At 62.3% G+C, this 23,413-nt stretch carries 22 protein-coding genes; 11 read left to right on the forward strand and 11 right to left on the reverse strand.

Annotated elements, in window-relative coordinates; translation table 11 throughout:
- Positions 1-15 precede the first annotated feature (15 nt).
- Entirely contained in the window at positions 16-1,296 is a 1,281-nt protein-coding gene (locus tag AC6H0W_RS02350; RefSeq protein WP_497575506.1) for an FCSD flavin-binding domain-containing protein, read from the forward strand.
- An 80-nt stretch (positions 1,297-1,376) separates the two neighbouring features.
- On the opposite strand, the gene AC6H0W_RS02355 is transcribed toward AC6H0W_RS02350, so the two are convergent.
- The 7 genes from AC6H0W_RS02355 to AC6H0W_RS02385 form a co-directional block, all read right to left on the reverse strand.
- Positions 1,377-1,952, reverse strand: a complete 576-nt coding sequence (locus AC6H0W_RS02355) for a cytochrome b (RefSeq protein WP_497575507.1) — start codon at positions 1,950-1,952, stop codon at positions 1,377-1,379.
- A gap of 142 nt (positions 1,953-2,094) precedes the next feature.
- Positions 2,095-2,931 carry a sulfate ABC transporter permease subunit CysW gene (gene cysW, locus AC6H0W_RS02360; protein ID WP_497575508.1) on the reverse strand — a complete coding sequence of 279 codons (837 nt, stop codon included), beginning with the start codon at positions 2,929-2,931 and terminating at the stop codon, positions 2,095-2,097.
- Complete coding sequence (gene cysT / locus AC6H0W_RS02365) at positions 2,928-3,785, reverse strand: sulfate ABC transporter permease subunit CysT (RefSeq protein WP_497575509.1); 858 nt, start codon at positions 3,783-3,785, stop codon at positions 2,928-2,930. The genes cysW and cysT overlap by 4 nt, the downstream gene beginning before the upstream one ends.
- Before the next feature lie 159 nt (positions 3,786-3,944).
- On the reverse strand, positions 3,945-4,961 hold the full coding sequence (gene cysP, locus AC6H0W_RS02370) for a thiosulfate ABC transporter substrate-binding protein CysP (protein WP_497575510.1): 1,017 nt from the start codon (positions 4,959-4,961) through the stop codon (positions 3,945-3,947).
- Positions 4,962-5,134: 173 nt separating this feature from the next.
- Positions 5,135-5,830: a lipopolysaccharide core heptose(II)-phosphate phosphatase PmrG gene (gene pmrG, locus AC6H0W_RS02375; protein WP_497575511.1), complete on the reverse strand. Its 696-nt coding sequence runs from the start codon at positions 5,828-5,830 to the stop codon at positions 5,135-5,137.
- A 157-nt stretch (positions 5,831-5,987) separates the two neighbouring features.
- Positions 5,988-6,974, reverse strand: coding sequence for a methyltransferase (locus tag AC6H0W_RS02380; RefSeq protein WP_497575512.1), 987 nt, complete (start codon positions 6,972-6,974; stop codon positions 5,988-5,990).
- Positions 6,971-8,392: an iron-containing redox enzyme family protein gene (locus AC6H0W_RS02385; protein WP_497575513.1), complete on the reverse strand. Its 1,422-nt coding sequence runs from the start codon at positions 8,390-8,392 to the stop codon at positions 6,971-6,973. The genes AC6H0W_RS02380 and AC6H0W_RS02385 overlap by 4 nt, the downstream gene beginning before the upstream one ends.
- Positions 8,393-8,841: 449 nt before the next feature.
- Between AC6H0W_RS02385 and chrA the strand changes: the two genes are divergently transcribed.
- Complete coding sequence (chrA, locus tag AC6H0W_RS02390; RefSeq protein WP_497575514.1) at positions 8,842-10,203, forward strand: chromate efflux transporter; 1,362 nt, start codon at positions 8,842-8,844, stop codon at positions 10,201-10,203.
- 126 nt (positions 10,204-10,329) lie between these two features.
- On the opposite strand, the gene AC6H0W_RS02395 is transcribed toward chrA, so the two are convergent.
- Positions 10,330-11,400: a hypothetical protein gene (locus AC6H0W_RS02395; protein WP_497575515.1), complete on the reverse strand. Its 1,071-nt coding sequence runs from the start codon at positions 11,398-11,400 to the stop codon at positions 10,330-10,332.
- 525 nt (positions 11,401-11,925) lie between these two features.
- On the opposite strand from AC6H0W_RS02395, the gene trhP reads away from it, so the two are divergent.
- Both trhP and AC6H0W_RS02405 read left to right on the forward strand, forming a co-directional pair.
- Complete coding sequence (gene trhP / locus AC6H0W_RS02400; RefSeq protein WP_497575516.1) at positions 11,926-13,320, forward strand: prephenate-dependent tRNA uridine(34) hydroxylase TrhP; 1,395 nt, start codon at positions 11,926-11,928, stop codon at positions 13,318-13,320.
- A 334-nt stretch (positions 13,321-13,654) separates the two neighbouring features.
- Complete coding sequence (locus AC6H0W_RS02405; RefSeq protein ID WP_497575517.1) at positions 13,655-13,963, forward strand: hypothetical protein; 309 nt, start codon at positions 13,655-13,657, stop codon at positions 13,961-13,963.
- Positions 13,964-14,391: 428 nt separating this feature from the next.
- Here AC6H0W_RS02405 and AC6H0W_RS02410 read toward each other — a convergent pair whose 3' ends face one another.
- Complete coding sequence (locus tag AC6H0W_RS02410) at positions 14,392-15,018, reverse strand: DUF2753 family protein (RefSeq protein ID WP_497575518.1); 627 nt, start codon at positions 15,016-15,018, stop codon at positions 14,392-14,394.
- Between the two features lie 146 nt (positions 15,019-15,164).
- On the opposite strand from AC6H0W_RS02410, the gene trmA reads away from it, so the two are divergent.
- Both trmA and AC6H0W_RS02420 read left to right on the forward strand, forming a co-directional pair.
- Positions 15,165-16,271 (forward strand): tRNA (uridine(54)-C5)-methyltransferase TrmA, encoded by a 1,107-nt coding sequence (gene trmA / locus AC6H0W_RS02415; RefSeq protein ID WP_497575519.1) that lies wholly within the window; start codon positions 15,165-15,167, stop codon positions 16,269-16,271.
- Between the two features lies 1 nt (position 16,272).
- The gene (locus AC6H0W_RS02420; protein ID WP_497575520.1) at positions 16,273-16,761 is read left to right on the forward strand and encodes a GNAT family N-acetyltransferase; all 489 of its coding nucleotides are present in this window, start codon (positions 16,273-16,275) and stop codon (positions 16,759-16,761) included.
- Between the two features lie 4 nt (positions 16,762-16,765).
- Here AC6H0W_RS02420 and AC6H0W_RS02425 read toward each other — a convergent pair whose 3' ends face one another.
- The gene (locus tag AC6H0W_RS02425; RefSeq protein WP_497575521.1) at positions 16,766-17,350 is read right to left on the reverse strand and encodes a PIN domain-containing protein; all 585 of its coding nucleotides are present in this window, start codon (positions 17,348-17,350) and stop codon (positions 16,766-16,768) included.
- Positions 17,350-17,817 carry an excisionase family DNA-binding protein gene (locus tag AC6H0W_RS02430; protein WP_497575522.1) on the reverse strand — a complete coding sequence of 156 codons (468 nt, stop codon included), beginning with the start codon at positions 17,815-17,817 and terminating at the stop codon, positions 17,350-17,352. The genes AC6H0W_RS02425 and AC6H0W_RS02430 overlap by 1 nt, the downstream gene beginning before the upstream one ends.
- A gap of 200 nt (positions 17,818-18,017) precedes the next feature.
- Between AC6H0W_RS02430 and AC6H0W_RS02435 the strand changes: the two genes are divergently transcribed.
- The 5 genes from AC6H0W_RS02435 to AC6H0W_RS02455 all read left to right on the forward strand — a co-directional run bounded on the left by AC6H0W_RS02435 (position 18,018) and on the right by AC6H0W_RS02455 (position 22,782).
- Positions 18,018-19,643 carry an ABC-F family ATPase gene (locus tag AC6H0W_RS02435; RefSeq protein ID WP_497575523.1) on the forward strand — a complete coding sequence of 542 codons (1,626 nt, stop codon included), beginning with the start codon at positions 18,018-18,020 and terminating at the stop codon, positions 19,641-19,643.
- 118 nt (positions 19,644-19,761) lie between these two features.
- The gene (locus AC6H0W_RS02440) at positions 19,762-20,142 is read left to right on the forward strand and encodes a PTS sugar transporter subunit IIA (RefSeq protein ID WP_497575524.1); all 381 of its coding nucleotides are present in this window, start codon (positions 19,762-19,764) and stop codon (positions 20,140-20,142) included.
- Between the two features lie 13 nt (positions 20,143-20,155).
- On the forward strand, positions 20,156-20,425 hold the full coding sequence (locus AC6H0W_RS02445) for an HPr family phosphocarrier protein (RefSeq protein WP_497575525.1): 270 nt from the start codon (positions 20,156-20,158) through the stop codon (positions 20,423-20,425).
- Between the two features lie 6 nt (positions 20,426-20,431).
- Entirely contained in the window at positions 20,432-22,168 is a 1,737-nt protein-coding gene (ptsP, locus tag AC6H0W_RS02450) for a phosphoenolpyruvate--protein phosphotransferase (protein ID WP_497575526.1), read from the forward strand.
- Positions 22,169-22,446: 278 nt separating this feature from the next.
- Entirely contained in the window at positions 22,447-22,782 is a 336-nt protein-coding gene (locus AC6H0W_RS02455) for a hypothetical protein (RefSeq protein WP_497575527.1), read from the forward strand.
- Positions 22,783-23,413 lie beyond the last annotated feature (631 nt).

Consider the following 23,413-nt stretch of genomic DNA (forward strand, 5'->3'; position numbering starts at 1 on the left):
GGAGGCCATGGAATCATGAGCGCTTTCAATCGCCGCACCTTCCTCAAGGCCTCGGCCGCCACCGCAGCACTGTCGCTGACCGCCTGCGCCAGCACCTATTCCGGCAAGCCCAAGGGCCGCGTCGTCGTCATCGGCGGCGGCTTCGGTGGCGCCACGGCTGCCAAGTACATCCGCCTGTGGGCGCCGCAGATCGAAGTCGTGCTGGTCGAGCCCAACCCGGCTTTCATCTCGTGCCCGCTGAGCAACCTGGTGCTGGGCGGCACGCGCAGCATCGAAGACCTCACCACTTCGTACGACCAATTGCAGAAACGCCACGGCGTGAAGCTGGTGCGCGACTACGCCATTGCCATCGACCCGGACAAACGCGTGGTGCGCCTGCAGAACGGCGACCCGCTGAGCTACGACCGTCTGGTGGTGTCGCCCGGCATCGAGTTTCTGTTCGACAGCGTGCCCGGCCTGGGCTCGCCGCAAGCGCGCGAGACGGTGCTGCACGCCTGGAAAGCCGGCCCGCAGACCGTTGCCCTGCGCCGCCAGCTCGAAGCCATGCCCGACGGCGGCGTGTATGCGCTGCACATCCCCAAGGCACCGTACCGCTGCCCGCCGGGGCCCTACGAGCGTGCCGCGCAGGTGGCCTTCTACTTCAAGCAGCACAAGCCGAAGTCGAAGATTCTGGTGCTCGACGCCAACCCCGACATCACCTCCAAGAAGGGCCTGTTCCTGAAGGCCTGGACCGAGCGCTACCCCGGCCTGATCGAGTACGTGCCCAACAGCACGCTGGTCAATGTGGACGCCGGCAACCGCAGGCTGCAGTTTGAATTCGGTGACGACGTGCGCGCCGACGTGCTCAACGTGGTGCCGCCGCAGCGCGCCGGCAACATCGCCAAGCAGGCCGGCCTGATCACCGCCAACGACCGCTGGTGCGAGGTCGATTGGCTCACCACCGAGTCGATTGCCGCCAAGGGCATCCACGTGCTCGGCGATGCTACGCTGTCGGCCCCCGCCATGCCGAAGTCAGGCTTCATGGCCAACAGCCACGCCAAGATCGCTGCCGAGGCCATCACTGCCGCGCTCACCGGCCGCGAACCCAACCCGCATCCGATCATCGCCAACACCTGCTACAGCTTCGTATCCGACACCGATGTGGTGCACGTCGCCTCGGTGCATAAGTACGACGCCGAGAAGAAAACGCTGGTGGCCGTGCAAGGCGCCGGCGGCCTGTCTGCCGCCGCCAATGCACTGGAAGGGCGTTACGCGGATTCGTGGGCGAAGAACATCTGGGCCGACGCCCTGCTGTAATACTTCACGCCCCGTAATGCAAAACGGGACGGCCATGCCGTCCCGTTTTTTTGCGGCCGGGGAAAATCGCCCGGATGCCATCAAAGCATGCGCGGCAAGACGTCAGCGTCGCGACCCTTGTCAAAGAAACGGTGCTTCAACACACCGGCAAGGTGCAGCACCAGCAGCGCCAGCAAGGTGTAGGCCGAGAGCTCATGCAGCTCCTTGAAGATCTCGAAGGCACTGTCGTTCTTGCCGATCAGTTCGGGCAGCTTGTCGATGAAGAAGAAGGGCACGCCGCTGCTCTGCGTGTAGCTGCTCGACATCAGGTAACCGAACATCGGCACCAGCAAGGTCAACAGGATCAGCAGGCGGTGCGTGGCGTGCGACAGCGCGCGCTCCCACCCTGCCAACGCCATCGGCGCATGCGGCAACACGGCGCGGCTGCGCCAGCGGATCACCAGATGCACCAGCGCAACCAACCACACCAGCACGCCGAACTGCTTATGGTTGGGGTAGAACAGCGCGAACGTGGATTCCGGTGCGTCGTCCGGCAAGCCGGCCATGTACCAGCCCGACCAGATCAGTCCGATGATCAGCACGGCGCGCAGCCAGTGCAGCAACCTTAGCGAGAGCGGGTATTTCACCGCCGGGCCGGTGTAGGGGATGGACGTCATGGCTGTTGCGTTCCTTTGCGGGGTGCAAAACAACATTCGAAGGGCGCACATTCTTGCCGCAGCGCCCACGCCACTCAATTAGGGAAAACCATCCAAAGCGCTGCTGTGAAGCCCCGCCTTCTCATTCCATTTATCCGGCCGGTCACGCCTCGCGCGCAATCGGCGCAAGCTCCTCGCGCTGCTGCGCACGCCATTCCATGAAACTCTTGAGCACCAGCGTGACCAGCGCCATGCACGCCAGCAGCGCAGCGGCCGTGAAGGCAGCAGCGGTCTTGTAGTCGTTGTTGAGCTGGTCCACCAGCAACGGCAGGGTGAGGGTCTGGTTCATGATGGTGCCGGACACCACCGCCACCGCGCCGAATTCGCCCACCGCGCGGGCGTTGGTGAGCACAACGCCGTTGAGCAGCGCCCACTTGATGTTGGGGAGCGTGATGCGGGTGAAGATCTGCCAGCCGTTGGCGCCCAGCGTGAGGGCGGCGTATTCCTCGTCGCTGCCCTGCGTCTGCATCAGCGGAATGAGCACACGCGCCACGTAGGGCGAGGTGACGAAGATGGTCACCAGCACGATGCCGGGCCAAGCGAAAATCACCTGCAGCCCCTGCTGCGACAGCCAGCCGCCGACGGCGCTTTCGACGCTGTACACCACCAGGTAGCACAGGCCCGCCACCACCGGCGACACCGCGTAGGGAATCTCGACCAGCGTGATGAGCAGCTTGCGCCCGCGGAAATCGTAGTGCGTGACGCACCACGCCAGCAGGATGCCGAACACCAGATTGATCGGCACAGTCAGCACCGCCGCCAGCAGTGTGAGACTGATGGCGTGCTGCATGTAGCGCTCATTCAGGTTGGAAACCAGCAGATCCCACCCGCCCGACAGCGCCTGCGCGAAGATGAGTGCCAGCGGCAACACCAGCAGCACCACGGCGGCAGCGATTCCGAGGCCGATCAACAGCCATTGATGCCAACGTGTCGGTTTCATCGCGCCACCTTCTGCCACGGGAACATGCGCCCTTGCACCACCTGCAGCCCGAACAGCAACAGCAGCGAGGCAAGCAGGATGACCGACGCAATGGCCGACGCCGCCGGGTATTCGAATTCCTGCAGACGCACGAAGATCATCAGCGACGACACCTCGGTGCGGAACGGCATGTTGCCGGCGATCATGATCACCGCGCCGAATTCACCCAGGCTGCGGATGAACGCCTGCGACGTGCCGGTGATCATCGCCGGCACGATGGTGGGCAGCGTGATGCGCCAGAAAGTCTGGAACTCGCTGGCGCCGAGCGTGCGCGAAGCCTCTTCGCACTCCACGTCCACGTCTTGCAGCACCGGCTGCACGGTGCGCACCACAAAGGGCAGGCTGGTGAACATCATGGCGATCAGCAGGCCCGGAAAGTCGTAGGCAATGCGAATGCCGAACGGCGCGAAGAATTGCCCGAGCCAGCCACCCGGCGCGAACAGCACGGCCAGCGTGAGGCCAGCCACCGCGGTGGGCAATGCAAACGGCAGATCCACCAGGGCATCGAGCAGGCGCCGGCCGGGGAAACGATAGCGCGCAATGATCCACGCCAGCAGCAGGCCGACCAGTGCCGCGCCGATGGACGCATAGAACGCCCCCAGCAAAGTCACGCGGTAACTCGCCACCACGCGCGGGTCGGTGATGGCGCGCCAGTACTGCGCCAGACTCATGTCCGACACGTAGATGAACAGCGCCGAGATCGGGAACAGGATGATCAGCGAGATGTACAGCGTGCTGAAACCGAAACTCAGCCCGAAGCCCGGCATGACCGGGTTCTGCAGAAAGAACCAGCGGCGCCGGGTGGGAGGAGCCACGGACGGCGAAACGGAAGAACTCGAAGAAGGCATCGGGGAGTAAGGCGGAACGGGCAAAACCGTAAGCTTAAGCCGTGCAGGCGCTCAGGCGCACTGCACGGCCTCAATCAGGTACGCGGTCAAACACGCGGCCGCGTCGTGTGCGGCCGCTTCAGGGGCTCAGCGACGCTTGGCGAGGATCTCGTCCAGCGTGGCGCCCGAGGCGAAGTGCTTGGCCGTGATATCGGCCCACGAGCCGAGCACGTCGTTGGGGTTGATCAGGCGCGTTTTCTGGAACTGCTTCTCGGTCGCCTTGACCACTTCCGGGTGATGCACGCGGTAGTTGAAGGTGGTCAGCAGCTGCTGGATGTCCTTGGTGTATTGGTATTCCAGGTAAGCCGTGGCGAGCTTGCGCGTGCCTTTTTCTTCGACCACGCGGTCCACCACCGCCACAGGGAATTCGGCCAGCACGCTCACCGGCGGAATGACGATCTCGAATTCGTGCGACTTGAATTCGTCGCCGTTGGCGATGTTAATCACTTCCGATTCGAAGGTCAGCAGCGCATCGCCCTGGCCGTTCTGCGCGAAGGCCACGGTGGCGCCACGGCCGCCGGTGGGGAAGTTCTCGACGTTGTGCAGGATCTTGCCGACAAATTCGCGAATCTTGGCTTCATCGCCGTTGAATTTCTCGTTGGCGTACAGCCACGCGCCAAGGTAGCTGTAGCGCGCATTGCCCGAGGTTTTCGGGTTGGGGAACACCAGCTTCACATCGGAGCGGGCCAGATCTTCCCAGGTCTTGATGTTCTTCGGGTTGCCCTTGCGCACCAGGAAGCCGATGGTGCTGTAGTAGGGCGAGGCGTTGTTGGGCAGGCGAGCCTGCCAATCCTTGGCGACGAAACCGCGGTCGGCCAGGATGTTCACGTCGGTCACCTGGTTGAAGGTGACGGTGTCGACCTTCTTGCCCTGAAGAATGTCCTGCGCCTGACGCGAGCTGCCGGCAAACGACTGGTCGATCTGCAGCGTCTCGCCGGTCTCTTTCTTCCAGTGCTCGACGAATTTCGGGTTGATGGCGGCGAACAGCTCACGAGCGATGTCGTACGAAGCGTTGAGCAGCGGCGGGTTGCTCTGCGCGGAAACGTTGGCGGAGCCCAGCACGGTGAGGCCCAGTGCAGCACTCAGGACAAGCTTTTTCAACATGGTCTTCGGTTCCTTGTGAATCAGTAGAACAAGTCAGGAAGTCGAAGCCAGGTACCTCTACGGCCCATCTCTACCTCGACGATGGGACGGAGTTTGCCGCAGTCTTAGTTCAAAACAACAAACATATAGCGATTTGTTATGCCTTTTTGGTTATAAAGGCTCAATGCATTGCTTCACTGCCCCAGCGCGGCATCCCAATCTTCAATGTCCAGAAAGCCCAACAACTCGGGCGTCTCGCCGCTGCTTCGGGCCGACAGGAACAGCGCCGTGCCGTAGTCGGGGGTGTCGTCGCCATAGCCGAGTTCGATCTGCAGCGCCTGCATGCAGCCACTGTGGGTGACCAGCACGAGGTTGCGCTCGGCGGCCTTGCGCTGCGTCACGCTGTCGAGCATTGCGTCATCGCAGTCGTACAGCCAGTCTTGCCCCTCCTCGACACGCTTGAACACCACTTGCGCGGTCTGCACGGTGCGCGTGAGCGGACTGTTGGAGATTTCGGCGTTATGCAGGCCCAACTGCTCGAAGCGCGCACCCAGTGCGTCGCCTTGCGGCACGGCGCGCGCGGTGATGCCGCCTTCTTCGCCGTCCAGGCACGGTGCATCGACGCGGTCGCAGCGCTCCAGGTGGCGCAACAGCACGATCACTTCGCCGTCTTCCCAGGCGCTCATCAACTCGGCCACGGTGACGGCCTTTTTGTTCTTCGACAGATCATCCACCGCCGGCGGCTGGGCCAGGATCACGCCACCGTAAATCACCATGGCTGCGGGAAGCAGCCACACGGCCTTGCGGCACCACGCGGCCATGCGCCGGCGACGCGAAAGGCCAAGGTTCGTCGAGGTAGTTGGGGAAGGGTTGCGGGGCTCGTCGTGCACGTGCTCATCCTTTGTCCAGGTTGCCGCCACCCCGCACACGCGGGGGCGTGACGCCGCCCGGTCGTGCCTGAAGCCGACCGGGCGATCTTGCGCAGGATGAAAGCGCGGAGTTACACCGGCGTTACGGCGCCGGCGCAGGAAGCGTCACGCGCGCCCGTCAGGCACGCGTGCGGGGGCGGGTGACTTTCAGCAGGACTGCAGCGATGCGTTCAACGCCGGCATAGGTGGAGCCTTCCAGCTCTTCGCCGAACACGTCGGGGTCGAGCTCGCGGTATTCCCACTCCATGCCGCGCAGCGCCAGGCGTTCGTGCAGGGCGGCGGCGAATGGGTCGTCGGCACCGGGCATGGCCACGCCGGTGTACAGCAGCAGGCTGCCGCCCGGCGCCAGACGCGGCACGGCCGCATCGACGATGGCCAGCGACAGGCCCGCGCCCAGCTCGCCCCCGCCATGGCGATAACCGCGCGCCTCGGGGTCGAGCATGTACGGCGGGTTGGCCACGATCAGGTCGAACTGGCCCGCCACCTCGTTCATCAGGTCGCTGTAGCGCAAGCCGACATTGCCGGCGCCGGCAAACACCGCATTCACGCTGGCCAGACGCAGCGCACCGAGGTTGATGTCGGTGCCGGTCACCTCGGCCGTCGGGCTCAGGCGGGCGATGGTGAGCGCGCCGGGGCCGGCACCGCAACCGATGTCGAGCGCACGCCGCACCGGGTCGCCACGCTGCTGCAGATGCGCCTCGATGGCGGCGGCAAAGCGGTAGCTGTCCGGGCCGAAGAACACCGCGTCGGCCTGTTTGGTGGGGTAGGCCGAGTGCAGCAGCAGGCTGTCGGCCAGGGTCGACACGCGCACCGTGCTGCGCCAGCCGCCTACGCAGGGCATCACTACCGCCGCATTGCGCAGCGCCTCGAACACCTCGGGCGGCAGCAGATCGGAGGCAAACGGGCGGCTCCAGCCAAAGGCGTCGCGCAGATCGGCACGTGCCGACGCCGGGCGGTTCAACACACGCTGGTGGGTAGCGGGCGTGGGCGTGACGAAGCGGTAGTCGGCGTGCCGCAACGTGGCCAGCAAACCGAGCAGCGCCGGAGCGGCGTACGAGAAAGCGGCGCCCTCGGGCGCCTGGATTGCGGGGTCACGCATATTCATGGCCGAGCCACTCCCAGTGTGTCGCTGAACATTCGGGTTGCAAACAGCCCGGCCGCCGTGTGGTGGCGGCTGGGCGACATCATGCGCGGCAAGGTGTCGAGCAGCCCGCCGCAATCCATGACCTCGGCCAGCCGCGCAGCCAGCTCGGGGTCGTCTTCGGCCGCTGCCTGCACGGCGCGGTCATCCGCCTCGGCCCGGGCGCGCCGCAGGCGCTCGGTCTGACGGAAGCTGCGGCGCGGCGCGGAGGCGGCATTGGCTGCATCACCGGCAATCCAGTCTTCCAGCACCTGCACCTCGTACGGCGAAAACACGCCGAACATCTCGGCGCGCTCTCCGCAGATCAATTGCCAGAAGCGGCTCTGCTCTGGCGACTCGCCTCGCCTGACCCAGCCGTGCTGCTGAAGCGCGGCCAGAAACCCCGGCATGTCTTCGTCATCGCCCAGCCACTCGCTGACGCTGCGCCCACCGATGCGGCAGTAGTCGGAATGCACCCAACGCCCCACCGCGCTCTTGGCGCGCAGCACGCGCAGCAACTCGCGCTCGAGGTCGAAGCTGGCGATCACCGATTCGGTGCTGGCGCCGAGGTCGTTCAGCCGGTAGCCCATGCGCACACGCTGCAGAAAGGCCTCGCGCCCGGCACCGCTCGGGGCAATGTCCATCACCGCCTGCGCCGCCTTGTGCGCATGGCCGGTGGCGGCGTTGTCGATGGTCACGTGCAGGGTGAAGTAGTAGGGATCGATGCCCAGCTCGTCGAGCTCGTAGGCGGTGATCAGCAAATGCAGCGGCAATTGCTCGTAGCCCAGGTTGAAGCCGATCACCTCGGGCAGAAATTCGTCGGCATGGTGCGCCAGACAAAGCTGGATGGCGCCCTGCATGTATTCGGCATCAGTACGCCCCTGCGCCCAGTCGTCGCAGCCCACGCCAGCCAGCAGCTTGCGGTACAGCACCACATGGTTGAGGTCGGCACTGCCGTCGCCCAACTCCTCGAGGTAGGTGCGGATCAACGGCAGGTAATCGGCATCGCGCCACCGGCGCAGCAAGCCGTACAGCCAGGCGCCATCCACCAGCTTGGTGGGCGCCACGCCGCGCAGAAAATGCAGCGCATGGCTGCGGCATGAAAAGTAGCGACGTGGACCACCGGCCTTGCGCGTCGCCACATACGCCCGATACGCCTCGCCCACCTCGACAAGCCGCCGGCTCATCCATTCCGGCGTGGGCACGCCGTCGGCAGGCAGCTTGTCTTCGCAGTGCTCGGCCTCGCGCAAGCGCGCAGTCAAAAAAAGCCGCGCATGCGGCAGGGCGGCTTCACGCTGGCGCTCGTCCAGCAGGCGGACGTACAAAGATTGAGCCGCGCCGGACGCACTGGCCGGGCGGTCGAGAAGGGAATCGGTGTTGTGGTACGGATCGCGAAACATCATGACGGCAGACTCGACTTCAACCACAGGGAGTCAGGTTTTCATGAATTACGCATGCGCACGGCGCGCGGGTGTTACGCAGTGTGTCGGCGCCAGCGCGGCCTTTTTAACCATCAGCGCACCGGTCAATTTCCGTGCCTGTGCCGTTCCGGGGGGTCACCAGCCAATTTGGAAAAATGTTCCGTATCGTGCACCTCACCTAAGCACTCTCGTTACACCGACCTAAGCAACGAATCGAAACGGCTCATGCGCCTTCCGGTCGATCCACCCACGCCTTTTCATGCAGCGGCGTTGCGGTTCAACAGTGAAAGCTGAGGCGGTGGAATACGTTGAACACATGCAACCAGCGCCGACGCCGTGCGCGGATGACCTGACCGCCCCATCCTGCAACAATCGCAACACGCCCACGGCAAGCTTGTGGGTGGCACGGCTCCAACTCAACGATGATGGCGATGACCCCTATTCCCAACCCCGACAATTCCGCCCGGCCACCCGGCCCGCCCGCTCCTCCGAGCTTCTGCGAGGCCTTTCTGTGGTGGCTCAAGCTCGGCTTCATCAGCTTCGGCGGGCCGGCAGGGCAGATTTCGATGATGCATCAGGAGCTGGTCGAGAAACGCCGCTGGATCTCAGAGCGGCGCTTTCTGCATGCGCTGAACTACTGCATGGTGCTGCCCGGCCCCGAGGCGCAGCAGCTCGCCATCTACATCGGCTGGCTGCTGCACCGCACGTGGGGCGGCATCGTGGCGGGGGTGCTGTTCGTGCTGCCGTCGCTGTTCATTCTGGCGGGGCTCACCTGGGTGTATCTGGCCTATGGCGACGTGCCGCTGGTGCAGGGCCTGTTTGCCGGCATCAAGCCGGCGGTGGTGGCCATCGTGTTGTTCGCGGCGTGGCGCATTGGCGCGCGAGCGCTCAAGAACGAGGTGATGTGGGCCATTGCAGCGCTGTCGTTCGTCGCCATCTTCGTGTTCCGCGTGCCCTTTCCGCTCATTGTGGTGGGCGCTGCTCTGCTCGGCATGGCCGGCGGCAAATGGCTGCCCGCCAAGTTCGCGGTGGGCGGCGGCCACGGCGCGGCCGACAAGACTTGGGGCGCCGCCGTGATCGACGACGCCACGCGCCTGCCACACACTCTGTTCAACAAGGCTTATCTGGCCAAGCTGCTGGCTGCCGGGCTGGCGCTGTGGGGCATCGCCATGTGGCTGATGCCGGCCGGCACGCTGAGCGACATCGGCGTGTTCTTCAGCAAGGCCGCCATGGTTACCTTCGGCGGCGCCTACGCCGTGCTGCCCTACGTGTATCAGGGCGGCGTGGATACCTACGGCTGGCTTACCGGCGCGCAGATGATCGACGGCCTCGCATTGGGCGAATCCACCCCCGGCCCGCTGATCATGATCGTCGCCTTCGTCGGCTTCGTCGGCGCCTGGACACACCAGATCTTCGGCTCCGAAAACCTCTTCCTCGCCGGCTTCGTCGGCGCCAGCGTAGCCACCTTCTTCACCTTCCTGCCGTCCTTCCTTTTCATTTTGGCGGGCGGGCCACTGATGGAATCCACACACGGCGATCTGAAATTCACCGCGCCGCTCTCCGCCATCACGGCGGCCGTAGTGGGCGTAATCCTCAACCTCGCACTGTTCTTCGCATGGCACGTGCTGTGGCCGCGCGCCTCAGCGGAAGCGCCCTTTGCGGGCGGTTTCGAGGTCTTCCCTGCGGTGGTGGCTGTTGCTGCCTTCATAGCGCTGTGGAAGTTCAAGCAGGACATCCTGTGGGTGTTGGGGGTTTGTGCGGTGGTGGGGTTGGGGTGGGGATTACTTCACTAGAGCGCACACAAGACAAGGTCAGGTGAGCTTTGCCACTTTGTCACCTATGCATGCTGGACTTGGCCATAGTTTCGAAGACAAGAATGAGGGACCGATCCACAACAACTTCATCGCGCTATAGAAATTTCATGATTTAACAGATTTGATAAGGCTGCCTATTTTTTCAACCCCATCAAACGTCGACGGAACATTTCCATCTTCAGAGACTATTGAAGAAAATATTATCCTCTCGAATTTTTCTAAAGACCCAGAATCATTTTTTTTCATATTAGCTGAGTACTCAGAATAATGCTGTATGAATCTACACAACGTCTTTCTCAATTCGATTTGCAGAATTTGCGATTTCACAGATCTGTAACTTGAAAGAAGAACTTTAAAATAATAAACAGAAATTGCAATAAAAGAGATTACTGGAATCAGAGAAATTAGAAAAACTTCTTTAATAGTTTGAATTTCTCTAAAATTAAAGTAAATAAATGCCAACTCAGCCAAAATGGGCAAAAAAACAAGAATTGAGACAACTCTTAGCCAGAATAGTATAGATTCTTTTTCTTTATTTTTATCTTGAGAAAGCTCATCAAATCCTTGATATAAACCAACGAAATTAAATGCGGTTTTGTACTTTTCCAATGAAACCTTTAATTTATCAGCCGCAGCTTCTTTCTCGCTTAAAATACGCTCCCAGTCACTTTCTAATCTTTCCGCTCTTTCTACAACAGACCCCAAATTCTTAACGCTTAAAATCTCCTGACTATTTGCTATATTCTTAAATATAGAAATAGGCATATCGTAAATAGCATACTCAATATCACATTTTGCATTCGGCTCGAATTGATTTATATTTTTTAGAATGAACTGCCTTGCCAGTTCAAATTCTCTCGAAAGTTCATTTTTCGTCGAGAGGTACATTTCAAGAAGAAGCCTGAAGCAGATCGAACAAATGTCATCTAAGAGATGCTTTGTGTAATCCCTTTGATCCTCTGAAATTCTGCTTATAAAAGCTTTTCCAATCCAGTCGATAGTAAGCTCACATGACTCGTCCCACCTCCGTGGGTTCGACTCAATTGAACTCACAACCAGTCGAATGAAATTATTTCGGCTTTTCTCAAAATCACTTTCTGGCGACATAGATTCAATTACTTTTTTGAAACTTGAAAGCGCCGTTTTATTATGATCATATTCAAAAAAAGTTGTCATTTATATGATTGTGGTATTACCACTCTCCAAATTAGAAACTCGCTTAAAAATACGAATTCACGAACCTGCGTAAAATGCATTAAGCAAAGGGAATTCGCTAAAACAGGCACACAATCGACGGAATAAGCGGCGTCAATCGCCTCTACGAAGCGGCTCACTCGGACGAAACAGCGATATTTTCGATTCAAGCACAAATGCATTAATCACTGCGCGATTCATGGCATCCGTATTGTGACTTTCTGACCGTTCAGCCGCACATCCTTAGCCAGCGTAGGGCGCAATAACCGAAGGGCATTGCGCCGAATGGGCCACTCATCCGGCGGATTACGCTGCGCTAATCCGCCCTACGGAAAGACTTACGCTGACGATGCAGCAACACTTTCGATTCAAGCACAAATGCATGGACTTCCGAACAAACCATGGCATCCGCATGTGTGACTTTCTGACCATTCGGCGGCACATCCCCAAGCCACCTTCCGCCTTCCGGTAGAATCACGCCCCTCTCCCCGCCCCACCGAGTACCCCATGCCTTCCCGCCACAACCCCGAATTGCTCGCCCCCGCCGGCTCGCTCGACATGATGCGCACGGCCTTTGCCTATGGCGCCGACGCCGTGTATGCGGGCCAGCCGCGTTACTCGCTGCGCGTGCGCAACAACAGCTTCGACAAGCTGGAGGCGCTGGCGACGGGTATCAACGAGGCGCATGCGCTGGGCAAGGCGTTTCATTTGGTGGCGAACATCAGCCCGCACAACAGCAAGGTGCGCACGTATTTGCGTGACATGGAGGATGTGATTGCGCTGGGGCCGGACGCGCTGATCATGGCGGACCCGGGGTTGATCATGATGACGCGCGAGCGCTGGCCGGACATGCCGATTCACCTTTCGGTGCAGGCCAACACCACCAATTACGCGAGCGTGCGCTTCTGGCAGTCGATGGGTGTGAAACGCATCATCCTGTCGCGCGAGCTGTCGCTCGACGAGGTGGCGGAGATTCGGCAGGAATGCCCGGACATGGAGCTGGAGGTGTTCGTGCACGGCGCGCTGTGCATTGCGTATTCGGGCCGCTGTCTGCTGTCGGGCTATTTCAACCACCGCGACCCCAACCAGGGCAGTTGCACCAACTCGTGCCGCTGGGATTACCGCATGCACGAGGGCACGGAGAACGGCGCGGGCGATGTGGTGGCGAGCAACGCGGCGCCCATCGGCAACCCAAAGGATGCCGGCGCGGTGGGCACGGCGACGCGGCCGATGGCCAATACCGTGGCGCTGGGCGGCGGGCCGCGCCACATCGGCGGCAGCAAGACCTGGCTGCTGGAAGAGGGCACGCGCCCCGGCGAGCTGATGCCCATTGAGGAAGACGAACACGGCACCTACATCCTCAACTCCAAGGATCTCCGCGCCATCGAGCACATTGGCCGGCTGGTGGAGATCGGCGTGGATTCGCTGAAGATCGAGGGCCGCACCAAGAGCCCGTATTACGTGGCGCGTGCCGCGCAAAGCTACCGCCGCGCGATTGACGATGCAGTGGGCGGCCGGCCCTTCGACCCGAGCCTGCTTGGCGCACTCGAAGGCCTGGCCAACCGTGGCTACACCGACGGCTTCTACCAGCGCCACAGCACGCCCGACCACCAGAACTACCTGCGCGGCCACTCGGAATCCGGTCGCAGCCTGCTGGTGGGCGAGGTCACTGGCTTTGACGCAGCGCGCGGCATGGCGGAAATGCAGGTGAAGAACGGCTTCGGGCTGGGCGACCGGCTGGAGTTCGTAACGCCGGCCGGCAACTTCGAAGTGGTGGCCGAGCGCATCGAGAACGCCGCAGGCGAGACACAAGAGCGCATCCCCGGCAGCGGGCGCACGGTGTGGGTGCCGCTGCCCGAAGGCGCGCCGCAGGGCGAGTGCTTTGTGGCGCGCTTCGTGTAAGCGCCGCTAGGCGATCCAAGGCCTGCGCACATAGCCGCTCACCAGAATTACTTCGTCGCTGAGCTTCCCGCAATGACGGGTGATCAGGCGGTGGAGCGGCTGAATACCGCGTTGCGCGTGTCTGATCTGCATGCCGCTGCAAGGTGAATAGGCGCGATTTCCTACAAAAATGCGTTCAGGAACCCTGATTCCCCACGTCTGTCCCGTTGGGGTCGGCAGCCGTTAGAGCCACCGTCAGGACGGGGAAAAACCTCGCACTTCGAAACTTCGCAAGACTCGCTTGCGCCGCACTCTCAATTCCGCGGCATGGCCCTTGCGCAACTAAGAGGTACGCATGAAGAAATTGATTATCGCCACCACGCTTTCGCTCGGCGCCACCATGGCCCACGCCAGCCCCGGCGTGATGTTCGGCCTGAACTACAACGCCAGCCAGGGCGTCGGCCTTTCGGTCAACCTGCTGTCGTCGGACCGCCAGGACCGCTTCGTCGGCACGATCGGCACCAGCTACTACCCGCGCACCAACCGCTTCGGCGTGGATGTGGGCGCCGGCCACACCTTCAAAGACGGCGCAGCCACCGTCAGCTACGACTTCATCAACAACTCGCCGAAGTTTGGTGTCGGTTACGTGGATACCAAGCGATAAGCTTCGAGAGGCACTGCCGGCAAAGCGCGTAAGCGCACGGTCGGCAGCGGGCTGAAGGCGCAAGCGCCACCGCTCGATAGTGCGCCACAGGGCAATTGCCTTGTGGCGCGCTTTTTGTTCACGGGCCTGGGTTCTTGAAGACGCAGCGTATCGTTGCTCGCCGCTGACGTTTCATTAGCAAAACAGCGGTGTTGCTGACCACCCGCGCTGCGAGATTGCCGCGTCGCTACGCTCCTCGCAATGACGGTAGAACGGTTGTGCCGTCGTCACGGCTTGGTCATCGCCTCAGCGGCGTGTTTGCGCTTGGAGCGCATCGGCTGGCGCAGCACATTTACCCGTCATTGCGAGCGAAGCGCGGCAATCTGGTGAGCTTGCTGCCTGCACATGCGATGAGATCGCCGCGAACCGCGATGACGGCTGCAGAGCAATCAGGCTTTGCGCGGGAGGGATGAATCCGAGGTCGAGCCATCCGGGGCGTGTTCACCACGCTCCTGTCTGGCCGAGGGGGCGGGCTTGCCCGCGTCGCTGCGGGCGGAGATGGCATCGAGCTCGGCAGAGCCGCCGCGCTGGCGACGGCGCTCGCAGTTGGTGAGCGTGGAGGCGGCCTCGAAACTCGGCGGCGGCTGGTGGAAGACGCGCTGCTGCGGTTGCAGCAGCGGCCCGAGCACGCGGTCGACTTCGGGCAAGGCGCCGTAGGCACGATGCGCGCGGGTGACCGCCGCGAGCACTTCCTGCAGGTGGTCATTGGCGGCGTCATGCAGCGCAACGGGCGTGGTGACGTCCGCACACAGGGCACGCAGGTGGTCGTGCATGTCGAGCAACGTGCGGCAGGCGTCGCCAATGCGGTCGCTGCCAAGCTGGGCTTCGGCCAGGTTCAGCGCGCTGAAAACGCGCGCGGCCAGCGCATGGCTGGCACTGATCCACGCCGTGGGGCGCTGCACGGCGTACTCAAGTGCGCGTGCGTGGGCATGGACGGCAGCGGGCAGATCACCTTTCTGAAAGTGGTCGCAGCCTGCTTGGGTGAAGGATTTCCAGAAGTCCGGTGTCGGAGTCATGTGACGTCACTCGACGTTTAATGAGAATGATTCTACGCTCTGTGGGCCGGTGAGCGAAAGAGCGCCCCACTCGAAACGGGGCGCTACGCCGGTGCACCTGCGGTGCTGTACAGTCTTGCCCTTCGCACCAAACCCGGCACCTGCCCATGTCTGCCCCTGCCTCCGAAAGCCCCATTCAGCACCTTTCCTACGACGACCAGTTGGCCCTCAAGCTGCAGCGCTTCAAGGCCGACTTTGCGCCGCTGGGGCTGCCGGAGCCGGCGGTGTTTCGCTCGACACCCACGGAATACCGCCTGCGCGCGGAGTTTCGCCTGTGGCACCACGACGGGCGCGTGGATTACGCCATGTTCGACGCGGCCAACCCCAAGCAGCCGGTGCTGCTGGAGGACTTCCCGGCCGCGGCAGCGCCCATCCGCGCCGCCATGCCGCGCCTGCGCGATGCCTTGATTGCCAATGACACGCTGCGCCGCCGCATCTTTCAGGTGGAATTTCTCGCCACGCTGTCGGGCGAACTGCTGATCAGTCTGGTGTACCACCGCAAGCTCGACGAAGCGTGGGAAGCCGAGGCGCGCCCGCTGGCCACCCGGCTGAACGCGCAGATCATCGGCCGCAGCAAGGGCCAGAAAGTGGTGCTGGAGCGCGACTGGCTGCTCGAAGAGCTTGAAGTGGATGGCCTGCGCCTGCGCTACCAACAGATCGAAGGCAGCTTCACCCAACCCAACGGCGGCGTGAACCAGCAGATGCTCGGCTGGGCGCGCGCGCAGTGTGCCGAGGCTGGTGGCGATCTGCTGGAGCTGTATTGCGGCAACGGCAACTTCACCTTCGCGCTGGCACCGCTGTTCGAGCGCGTGCTGGCCACCGAGCTGTCGAAATCCTCGGTGCGCGCCGCGCTGTACAACAGCGAAGCCAACGCCACGCACAACATCACGCTGGTGCGCATGTCGAGCGAAGAGCTGAGCGACGCGCTGGCCGGTGGCCGCGAATACCGCCGCCTGCAGGGCATCGACCTGGCCTCGTACCGTTTCTCGACGCTGTTCGTAGACCCGCCGCGCAGCGGGCTGGACCCGGCCACGCTAGCCCTGGCGGCGCAGTTCGACCGCGTGCTGTACATCTCATGCAACCCGACCACCCTGCGCGACAACGCCGAGGCACTGAGCGCCACGCACGAGATCGCCGCCTCGGCTGCCTTCGACCAGTTCCCCTTTACTCACCACCTGGAATGCGGCCTGCTACTGACACGGCGGGCAGCCTGACATGAACGAGGCCGTGCGCATCGTCGCCACCGATCTGGCCGACCCGGCGCATGCCACAGCCTTCGTGGCGCTGCTCGACGCCTACGCACGCGACCCGATGGGCGGCGGCACCGGCCTACCCGAGGCCGTGCGCACGGCGCTGCCGCAACGGCTCGCTGGGCGCACGGGCTTCGTGTCGTTTCTGGCCTTCGCGGGGGACGAGGCCGTGGGCCTGATCAACTGCTTCGAAGGCTTCTCCACCTTCGCCGCGCAGCCCCTGCTGAACGTGCACGACATCGCCGTGCTGCCGTCGCACCGCCGTCGCGGCATCGCCCGCGCTCTGCTCGCCGCGGCCGAAGACGCTGCCCGCCAGCGGGGCTGCTGCAAGCTCACGCTGGAGGTGCTGTCGAGCAACCACGCGGCCATGACGGCCTACGCACAGCACGGCTTCGCGCCGTACGAGCTGGACCCGGCGGCGGGGCAGGCGGTGTTTTTGCAGAAGTGGTTGTAGCGGGTCAGATCAAGTCGCGCACTTCGCGCAGACGCTCCGCAACCAAAGTGAGTTCGACTCTGGCGAACGCGTCGGCAAACTCATCAGGCGTCATTGCGGGGCCGCGCAAACGGGCGCGCATCCTCTTCAGCGCACTGATCGTTTGATAGGGACTCAAGTCCCATTGGCATACGATGAAACGGTCGGGGTGAATGGCTTCGACGCCGAAGTCCGCAAGAACGTCCTGCGGGAAGTCCTTGAGGTTGCGCGTGACGATGCAATCGGCGTGGCCTGCTATTGCAGCAGCCAACACGTGCCGATCGTTCGCATCGGGCAATGCCAAACCCGGCAACAACTGTGCGATCACACGCTCGGAAACCTCCCAGTCGGGGACCGCTGCCCGCATGGCATCTCGGCGCCGCCGGAGCTTGTCATCGGCCAGATCGGGGCGACTGCGCTTTACGGAGCGCATCCATTCATCCTCGATGCGCTCCGACCATTTGGCAGCAAACAGCTCTGCTGTCGCGAGAGACATCAAAACATCGGAATGCAGATTCCCATGCAGTACGCACGCATCCAGGACTGCCGTGTAGCGTGCGACCCCGGCCATCAGTCGTTCAAACCCAGCTCGTGATTGAGTTCGGCGAGGTCTTGCAGCGCTTGCTCTTGCTGCTCACGCATGCGCTTGCGGTACTCGATCAGACTGGAGAACTCGATTCGCCGGTGTGTGCCGACCATGCGGAAGGGAAGTCGGCCAGCTTCGATCTCCTTGATCACGAAGGGGCGTGAAACATTCAGGAAGTTGGCCGCTTCAACCGTGGTCAATTCCTGATCCATCGGCATCACGGTCACCGCCTTACCTTCACTCAACGCTGCGAAGAGTTGCCCGATGAGGCGGAGCGCTGTCGGGGGCACCTCAACGGGTGGCTGGCCGTCGTCGTCACACACCAAGCTGATGCTGACCGCCTTCGAGCGATCCAGCGCCTCGACGATGCATTGCTGCGCCAATCGCGCCATTTCCATGTCCCGCGGGGTCACAGGGGGCGGGACTTTTCCCTGAACCGCATCGGTTTTCATGTCGCTCTCCTCAATGTCTGATTCCCATGGAACATGGGGCTCTAACAGTCGAATTAAACGCAATAAGTGCAATAAATGCAACATCTGTGATGTGTGAAGACCGATCCGATGGGGCCTCCCATGGGCACCGCTCATGGCGTTAAAGGCCCTGCCTGAGCTATAATTCCGCCCTTTCTTTTGCTTCAAAAACAGGATCTTCCGTGCTCGTTGCAGCCAACATCACCATGCAGTTCGGGGCCAAGCCCCTTTTCGAGAACGTCTCCGTCAAATTCGGCGAGGGCAACCGTTACGGCCTGATCGGCGCCAACGGGGCGGGCAAGTCGACGTTCATGAAGATTCTGTGCGGCGTGCTCGAGCCGTCCGGCGGCAACGTGTCGAAGGAGCCGATGGAGCGCATGGCCTACCTGCGTCAGGATCAGTTCGCGTATGAAGACAAGCGCGTGCTGGACGTGGTGATGATGGGTCACGAAGAGCTGTGGGCGGCCATCCAGGAGCGCGACGCGATCTACGCCAACCCGGAAGCCACGGAAGACGAGTACATGCGCGCCGCCGAGCTGGAAGGCAAGGTCGGCGAGTACGACGGCTACACGGCCGAGGCGCGCGCCGGCGAGCTGCTGCTGGGCGTTGGCATCGGCACCGACCTGCACAACGGCCCGATGAGCGAAGTGGCGCCGGGCTGGAAGCTGCGCGTGCTGCTGTGCCAGGCGCTGTTCGCCAACCCGGACATCCTGCTGCTCGACGAACCCACCAACAACCTCGACATCAACACCATCCGTTGGCTCGAAGACGTGCTGAACAACCGGGACTGCACGATGGTGATCATTTCGCACGACCGCCACTTCCTGAACCAGGTGTGCACGCACATGGCCGACCTGGACTACGGCACCATCACCATCTACGCCGGCAACTACGACGACTACATGGAAGCCTCGGTGATGGCACGCCAGCGCCAGTCGGCCGCCAACGCCCGCGCCAAAGAGAAAATCGCCGACCTGCAGGACTTCGTGCGCCGCTTCTCGGCCAACAAGTCCAAGGCCAAGCAGGCCACCAGCCGCCTCAAGCTGATCGACAAGCTCAAGCCGGAAGACGTGAAGCCGTCGAGCCGTCAGTACCCGTTCATCCGCTTCGAGTACGACGACAAAGACAAACTGCACCGTCTGGCCTGCGAGATCGAAAACGTCAGCTTCGCGTACGACGGCATGGATGCGCCGCTGATCAAGAACCTGACGATGCCCATCGAGGCGGGCGAGAAGATCGCCATCATCGGTGAGAACGGCGTGGGCAAAACGACGCTGCTCAAGCTGCTGCTGGGTGAGCTGACGCCGCAGAAGGGCACCATCAAGTGGGCCGAGAAGGCCAAGCCCGGCTACTACGCACAGGATCACTCGGCCGACTTCGCCGAAGACGTAAACCTGACCGACTGGATTGCCGAGTACTCGCGCATCACGGCGGCCGCCACCGGCGAAGACAACGAAACCCTGATGCGCGGCACGCTGGGCCGGCTGCTGTTCTCGGGCGACGACGTCAAGAAGTCGGTGAAGGTGATCTCCGGTGGCGAACAAGGCCGCATGCTGTTCGGCAAGCTGATGCTGTCGCGCCCCAACGTGCTGGTGATGGACGAACCCACCAACCACCTCGACATGGAATCGATCGAGTCGCTCAACACCTCGCTCGACAAATTCGCCGGCACCTTCATCTTCGTTTCGCATGACCGCGAATTCGTGTCGTCGCTGGCCACGCGCATCATCGAGATCAAGCTCGATCGCACCATCATCGATTACCGCGGCACCTACGAGGAATACCTGTCGAGCCAGGGGCTGGATTGATTTTTTCACGGCAGGCGCACGCTACAGCGCAGCACCTGCCGGATTGAGCAGCGTTCAGGCCAACCTGTGAGCGTTGCCTACGCGCTAGAATCCGCTCACTCCCGTCCGGAAACTGCACATGATCGGCATCCTTCTGGTTACGCATGGCACGCTCGGCGAATCGCTGGTGCAGTGCGTGAGCCACGTGCTCAACAAGCGCCCACCGCAACTGGCGCAACTCGGCGTGAGCGGGCAGGACGACCCGCTCGATCTGCTTCCCACCGCACAACGCATGCTCGAATGGGTCGATTCCGGCCAGGGCGTGCTGGTGCTCACCGACATCTTCGGTGCCACCCCCTCCAACATCGCCATCAAACTGCTCAAACCGGGCTACGTGGAAGGCATCGCCGGGGTCAACCTGCCGATGCTGCTGCGCAGCCTCACCTACCGTGAACGCGACATGAAAACGCTGATCCAGCGCGCCATCAGTGGCGGCTGTGACGGCGTGCTGCACATCTGACGAGAAACCTCCGATGCCACGCAAAGAACTCGAAATCATCAACAAACTCGGCCTGCATGCACGCGCTTCGGCCAAGCTCACGCAAACCGCCAGCCGCTTCCAGAGCGAGGTGTGGATGGAGCGCAACGGCCGCCGCGTGAACGCCAAGAGCATCATGGGCGTGATGATGCTGGCCGCCGCCAAGGGCACCAGCGTCATCGTGGAAACCGAAGGTGCGGACGCCGACGAGGCGCTGCACAGCATCGAAGAGCTCATCGCCGACCGCTTCGGCGAAGAGGAGTAAACGCGCATGACCTTCACCGTCCACGGTCTGCCGGTCTCGCAAGGCATCGCCATCGGCCATGCCCACCTCGTCTCGCGCGCACTGCTTGAAGTGAATCACTACCACGTGGCCGAAAAGCACGTGGATGACGAGGTGAAGCGGCTGGACGATTCCGTGGCGGCGGTGAAGAAAGAGCTCAACGCGCTCAAGCTCAAGGCAACATCCTCAAGCTCGCAGGCGCATGGCGAAGTCGGCGCCTTCGTAGACCTGCAGCTCATCATGCTGGCCGACCCGCTGCTGGTGGACGCTGCGCGCACCGTCATCCAGGAGCGCCGCTGCAACGCCGAATGGGCGATGGTGCAGCAGATGGACCACCTGGTGGCGCAGTTCGAGCAGATCGAAGACGCCTACCTGCGCGAGCGCAAGGCCGACGTGGTGCAGGTGGTCGAGCGCGTGGTGAAGGATCTGGTGGGCCACCCCGGCCACCTCCCGCCCAAGCGCCGCGACGGCCTGGGCACCATCATCGTGGCGCACGACCTGTCGCCGGCCGACACTATCGGCTTTCGCGACCACAACATCGCCGGCTTCCTGACCGACATCGGCGGCCCCACCAGCCACACCGCCATCGTGGCGCGCACGCTGTCCATCCCGGCCGTGGTCGGCCTGCACCGCATCCGCGATCTGGTCGAAGAGAATGAGCTGATCATCATCGACGGCACGCTGGGCATAGTCATCGTCGACCCCGACGAGTCCATCGTCGAAGAGTACCGCCTGCGCCGCACCGAACTTGAGGTGAAGCGCTCGCGCCTCAAGCTGCTGCGCGACACGCCGTCCAACACGCTGGACGGCGTGAACATCTCTCTGCTGGCCAACATCGAAGGCCCCGGCGACGTGGCGCAGATCAAGTCGGTGAACGCCGACGGCGTCGGGCTGTACCGCACCGAATTCCTCTTCATGGGCCGCGAAGACCTGCCCGGCGAAGACGAGCAGTTCGAGGCCTACCGCAGCGTGGTCAAGGCACTGGCCGGCAAGCCGGTGACCATCCGCACCTTCGACATCGGCGCCGACAAGATGCTGTCGTTCGGCCAGCAACGCGAAGAACCCAACCCGGCGCTGGGCCTGCGCGCGGTGCGCTTCTCGCTGTCCGAGCCGCAGATGTTCCGCACGCAACTGCGCGCCCTGCTCCGCGCCTCGGCCTACGGCCGCCTGCGCATCATGATCCCGATGATCTCGCACGTGCAGGAGCTCGAGCAGGCGCTGGTCATGCTGGCGCTGGCACGCGAAGAGCTCAAGGCCAACAAGCAGAAGTTCGACGAAAACCTGCAGATCGGCGCCATGATCGAAGTGCCCGCCGCCGCGCTGGCCATCGGCATGTTCAAGAAGCGCGTGTCCTTCCTGTCGCTGGGCACCAACGATTTGATCCAATACACCCTGGCCATCGACCGCGCCGACGACGCGGTGGTGCACCTGTACGACCCGCTGCACCCGGCCGTGCTCAAACTCATCTCGGGCACCATCCAGGCCGGCGCACGCTTCGGCATGTCGGTGTCGGTGTGTGGCGAAATGGCCGGCGATTTCAAATACACCCGCCTGCTACTGGGCATGGGCCTGCGCGAGTTCTCGATGCACCCGGCCAACGTGCTGGAGATCAAGCAGCAACTGCTGCATGCCGATTACTCGGAGCTTGCGCCGCGCGTGCAGCGCATCCTGCGCATGGACGAGCCGGCGCGGGTGCATGAGGCCGTGTTGAAGCTGGCGGGTTGAGGCTGACGGGCGGGCAGCTTCGCTAGGCGTTGGCCGTGCAGCCAGCCACTTTTTAAGAACCGCTCTCAGTTGTGCGGCGGAGAGTTCATTGTGCTGGCCTTGACCGGCCGGGATTTCGCCCCGGCGGGCGACCTTCTTTCTTGTAGTGCAACAAGAAAGAAGGCAAAGAAGTGCACCCTCTTCATCGCCCCTTCGGGGTCCCCTCGCTTCGAGCACTCCCGGCGGCCGGCCTTGCAAACTCGCGTTCCGCTCAAACAGCAAGGCCGGAAGGCCCCGCCGTGAGCACTCTGCGCTCAGCGGCTCAGAAGGGGGATGCCCTCCAGACTGGCCGCGCCGCGGATTACAACCAGTCCCATATGATTGCCCACACACTGCCTCGAGACTCGAACATGTATCTGACAATATTTTTTCTTGGGGTCCTCTTAATGATTTCAGGCGGCATTCTCAAGTTCGTTGTCGAAAGAGATTTTTTGTCAGATGTCGGCCGCCGCCTCGACTACATCTCTTTCCAAGAAGAGATGAAAAAAAGCAAATTCAACTCCAAACACAAAACAGCGAAATCGCTAGTGGCGCTCGGACTGTTAGCAGCCCTTGTTGGGGCTTTCAACTTATAGGCAAGAACAGGCCAGTACGCCGCAATGCGCTTGTACCCGTCATTGCGAGCGCAGCGCGGCAATCTACTGACAGTGCAATCTGCAAACGCTGCGAGATTGCCTCGTCGCTGCGCTCCTCGCAATGACGGTAGAGCGGTTGTGCCTTAGGCACCTCTGCGCTGCCAAATGGCACTGAGAACGAACCCAAAACCCAACTAACCTACTCAAAGAAAACGGGCCGCTCCGCGCGCACCCATCCTCCCCTCAGAAGCGCCGAGCGCAGGGGGATTTCACCGGGGAAGTCCGGTCCTGCTGTCCGAGCGAAGCGAGTTCAGGACCGGCCGGCGAAATCCCCCGGAGCGAGGGAACCCCGAAGGGGCGCGGATGCGGGGCACGTTTCTTTGCCTACTTTCTTGGGGTGTACCAAGAAAGAAGGTCGCCCGCCGGGGCGAGTCCCGGCCAGTCAAGACCTACACAACGAACTCATCGCAACACCTTCTAGAGCCGAAAGGCCCAGAACAGCAGCGAGGACGCAGCGGCAAGCGCAAGCTCAGCCTTGCGAACAACGCCAATCAAGAAACCGAAAGCCCCCCACACGCACCCCAACCCCAATCAAAACAAACACCAAACCACCCCAGAAATTGACTTTCCG

Source organism: Pseudazoarcus sp. NS20, assembly GCF_059703745.1.

Coding starts and splice junctions, on each gene's coding strand:
- AC6H0W_RS02350 (WP_497575506.1), top strand. CDS start 16: ATGAGCGCTTTCAATCGCCGCACCTTCCTCAAGGCCTCGGCCGCCACC.
- AC6H0W_RS02355 (WP_497575507.1), bottom strand. CDS start 1,952: ATGACGTCCATCCCCTACACCGGCCCGGCGGTGAAATACCCGCTCTCG.
- cysW (WP_497575508.1), bottom strand. CDS start 2,931: ATGAAACCGACACGTTGGCATCAATGGCTGTTGATCGGCCTCGGAATC.
- cysP (WP_497575510.1), bottom strand. CDS start 4,961: ATGTTGAAAAAGCTTGTCCTGAGTGCTGCACTGGGCCTCACCGTGCTG.
- AC6H0W_RS02380 (WP_497575512.1), bottom strand. CDS start 6,974: ATGAATATGCGTGACCCCGCAATCCAGGCGCCCGAGGGCGCCGCTTTC.
- AC6H0W_RS02385 (WP_497575513.1), bottom strand. CDS start 8,392: ATGATGTTTCGCGATCCGTACCACAACACCGATTCCCTTCTCGACCGC.
- chrA (WP_497575514.1), top strand. CDS start 8,842: ATGACCCCTATTCCCAACCCCGACAATTCCGCCCGGCCACCCGGCCCG.
- AC6H0W_RS02395 (WP_497575515.1), bottom strand. CDS start 11,400: ATGACAACTTTTTTTGAATATGATCATAATAAAACGGCGCTTTCAAGT.
- trhP (WP_497575516.1), top strand. CDS start 11,926: ATGCCTTCCCGCCACAACCCCGAATTGCTCGCCCCCGCCGGCTCGCTC.
- AC6H0W_RS02405 (WP_497575517.1), top strand. CDS start 13,655: ATGAAGAAATTGATTATCGCCACCACGCTTTCGCTCGGCGCCACCATG.
- AC6H0W_RS02410 (WP_497575518.1), bottom strand. CDS start 15,018: ATGACTCCGACACCGGACTTCTGGAAATCCTTCACCCAAGCAGGCTGC.
- trmA (WP_497575519.1), top strand. CDS start 15,165: ATGTCTGCCCCTGCCTCCGAAAGCCCCATTCAGCACCTTTCCTACGAC.
- AC6H0W_RS02420 (WP_497575520.1), top strand. CDS start 16,273: ATGAACGAGGCCGTGCGCATCGTCGCCACCGATCTGGCCGACCCGGCG.
- AC6H0W_RS02425 (WP_497575521.1), bottom strand. CDS start 17,350: ATGGCCGGGGTCGCACGCTACACGGCAGTCCTGGATGCGTGCGTACTG.
- AC6H0W_RS02430 (WP_497575522.1), bottom strand. CDS start 17,817: ATGAAAACCGATGCGGTTCAGGGAAAAGTCCCGCCCCCTGTGACCCCG.
- AC6H0W_RS02440 (WP_497575524.1), top strand. CDS start 19,762: ATGATCGGCATCCTTCTGGTTACGCATGGCACGCTCGGCGAATCGCTG.
- AC6H0W_RS02445 (WP_497575525.1), top strand. CDS start 20,156: ATGCCACGCAAAGAACTCGAAATCATCAACAAACTCGGCCTGCATGCA.
- ptsP (WP_497575526.1), top strand. CDS start 20,432: ATGACCTTCACCGTCCACGGTCTGCCGGTCTCGCAAGGCATCGCCATC.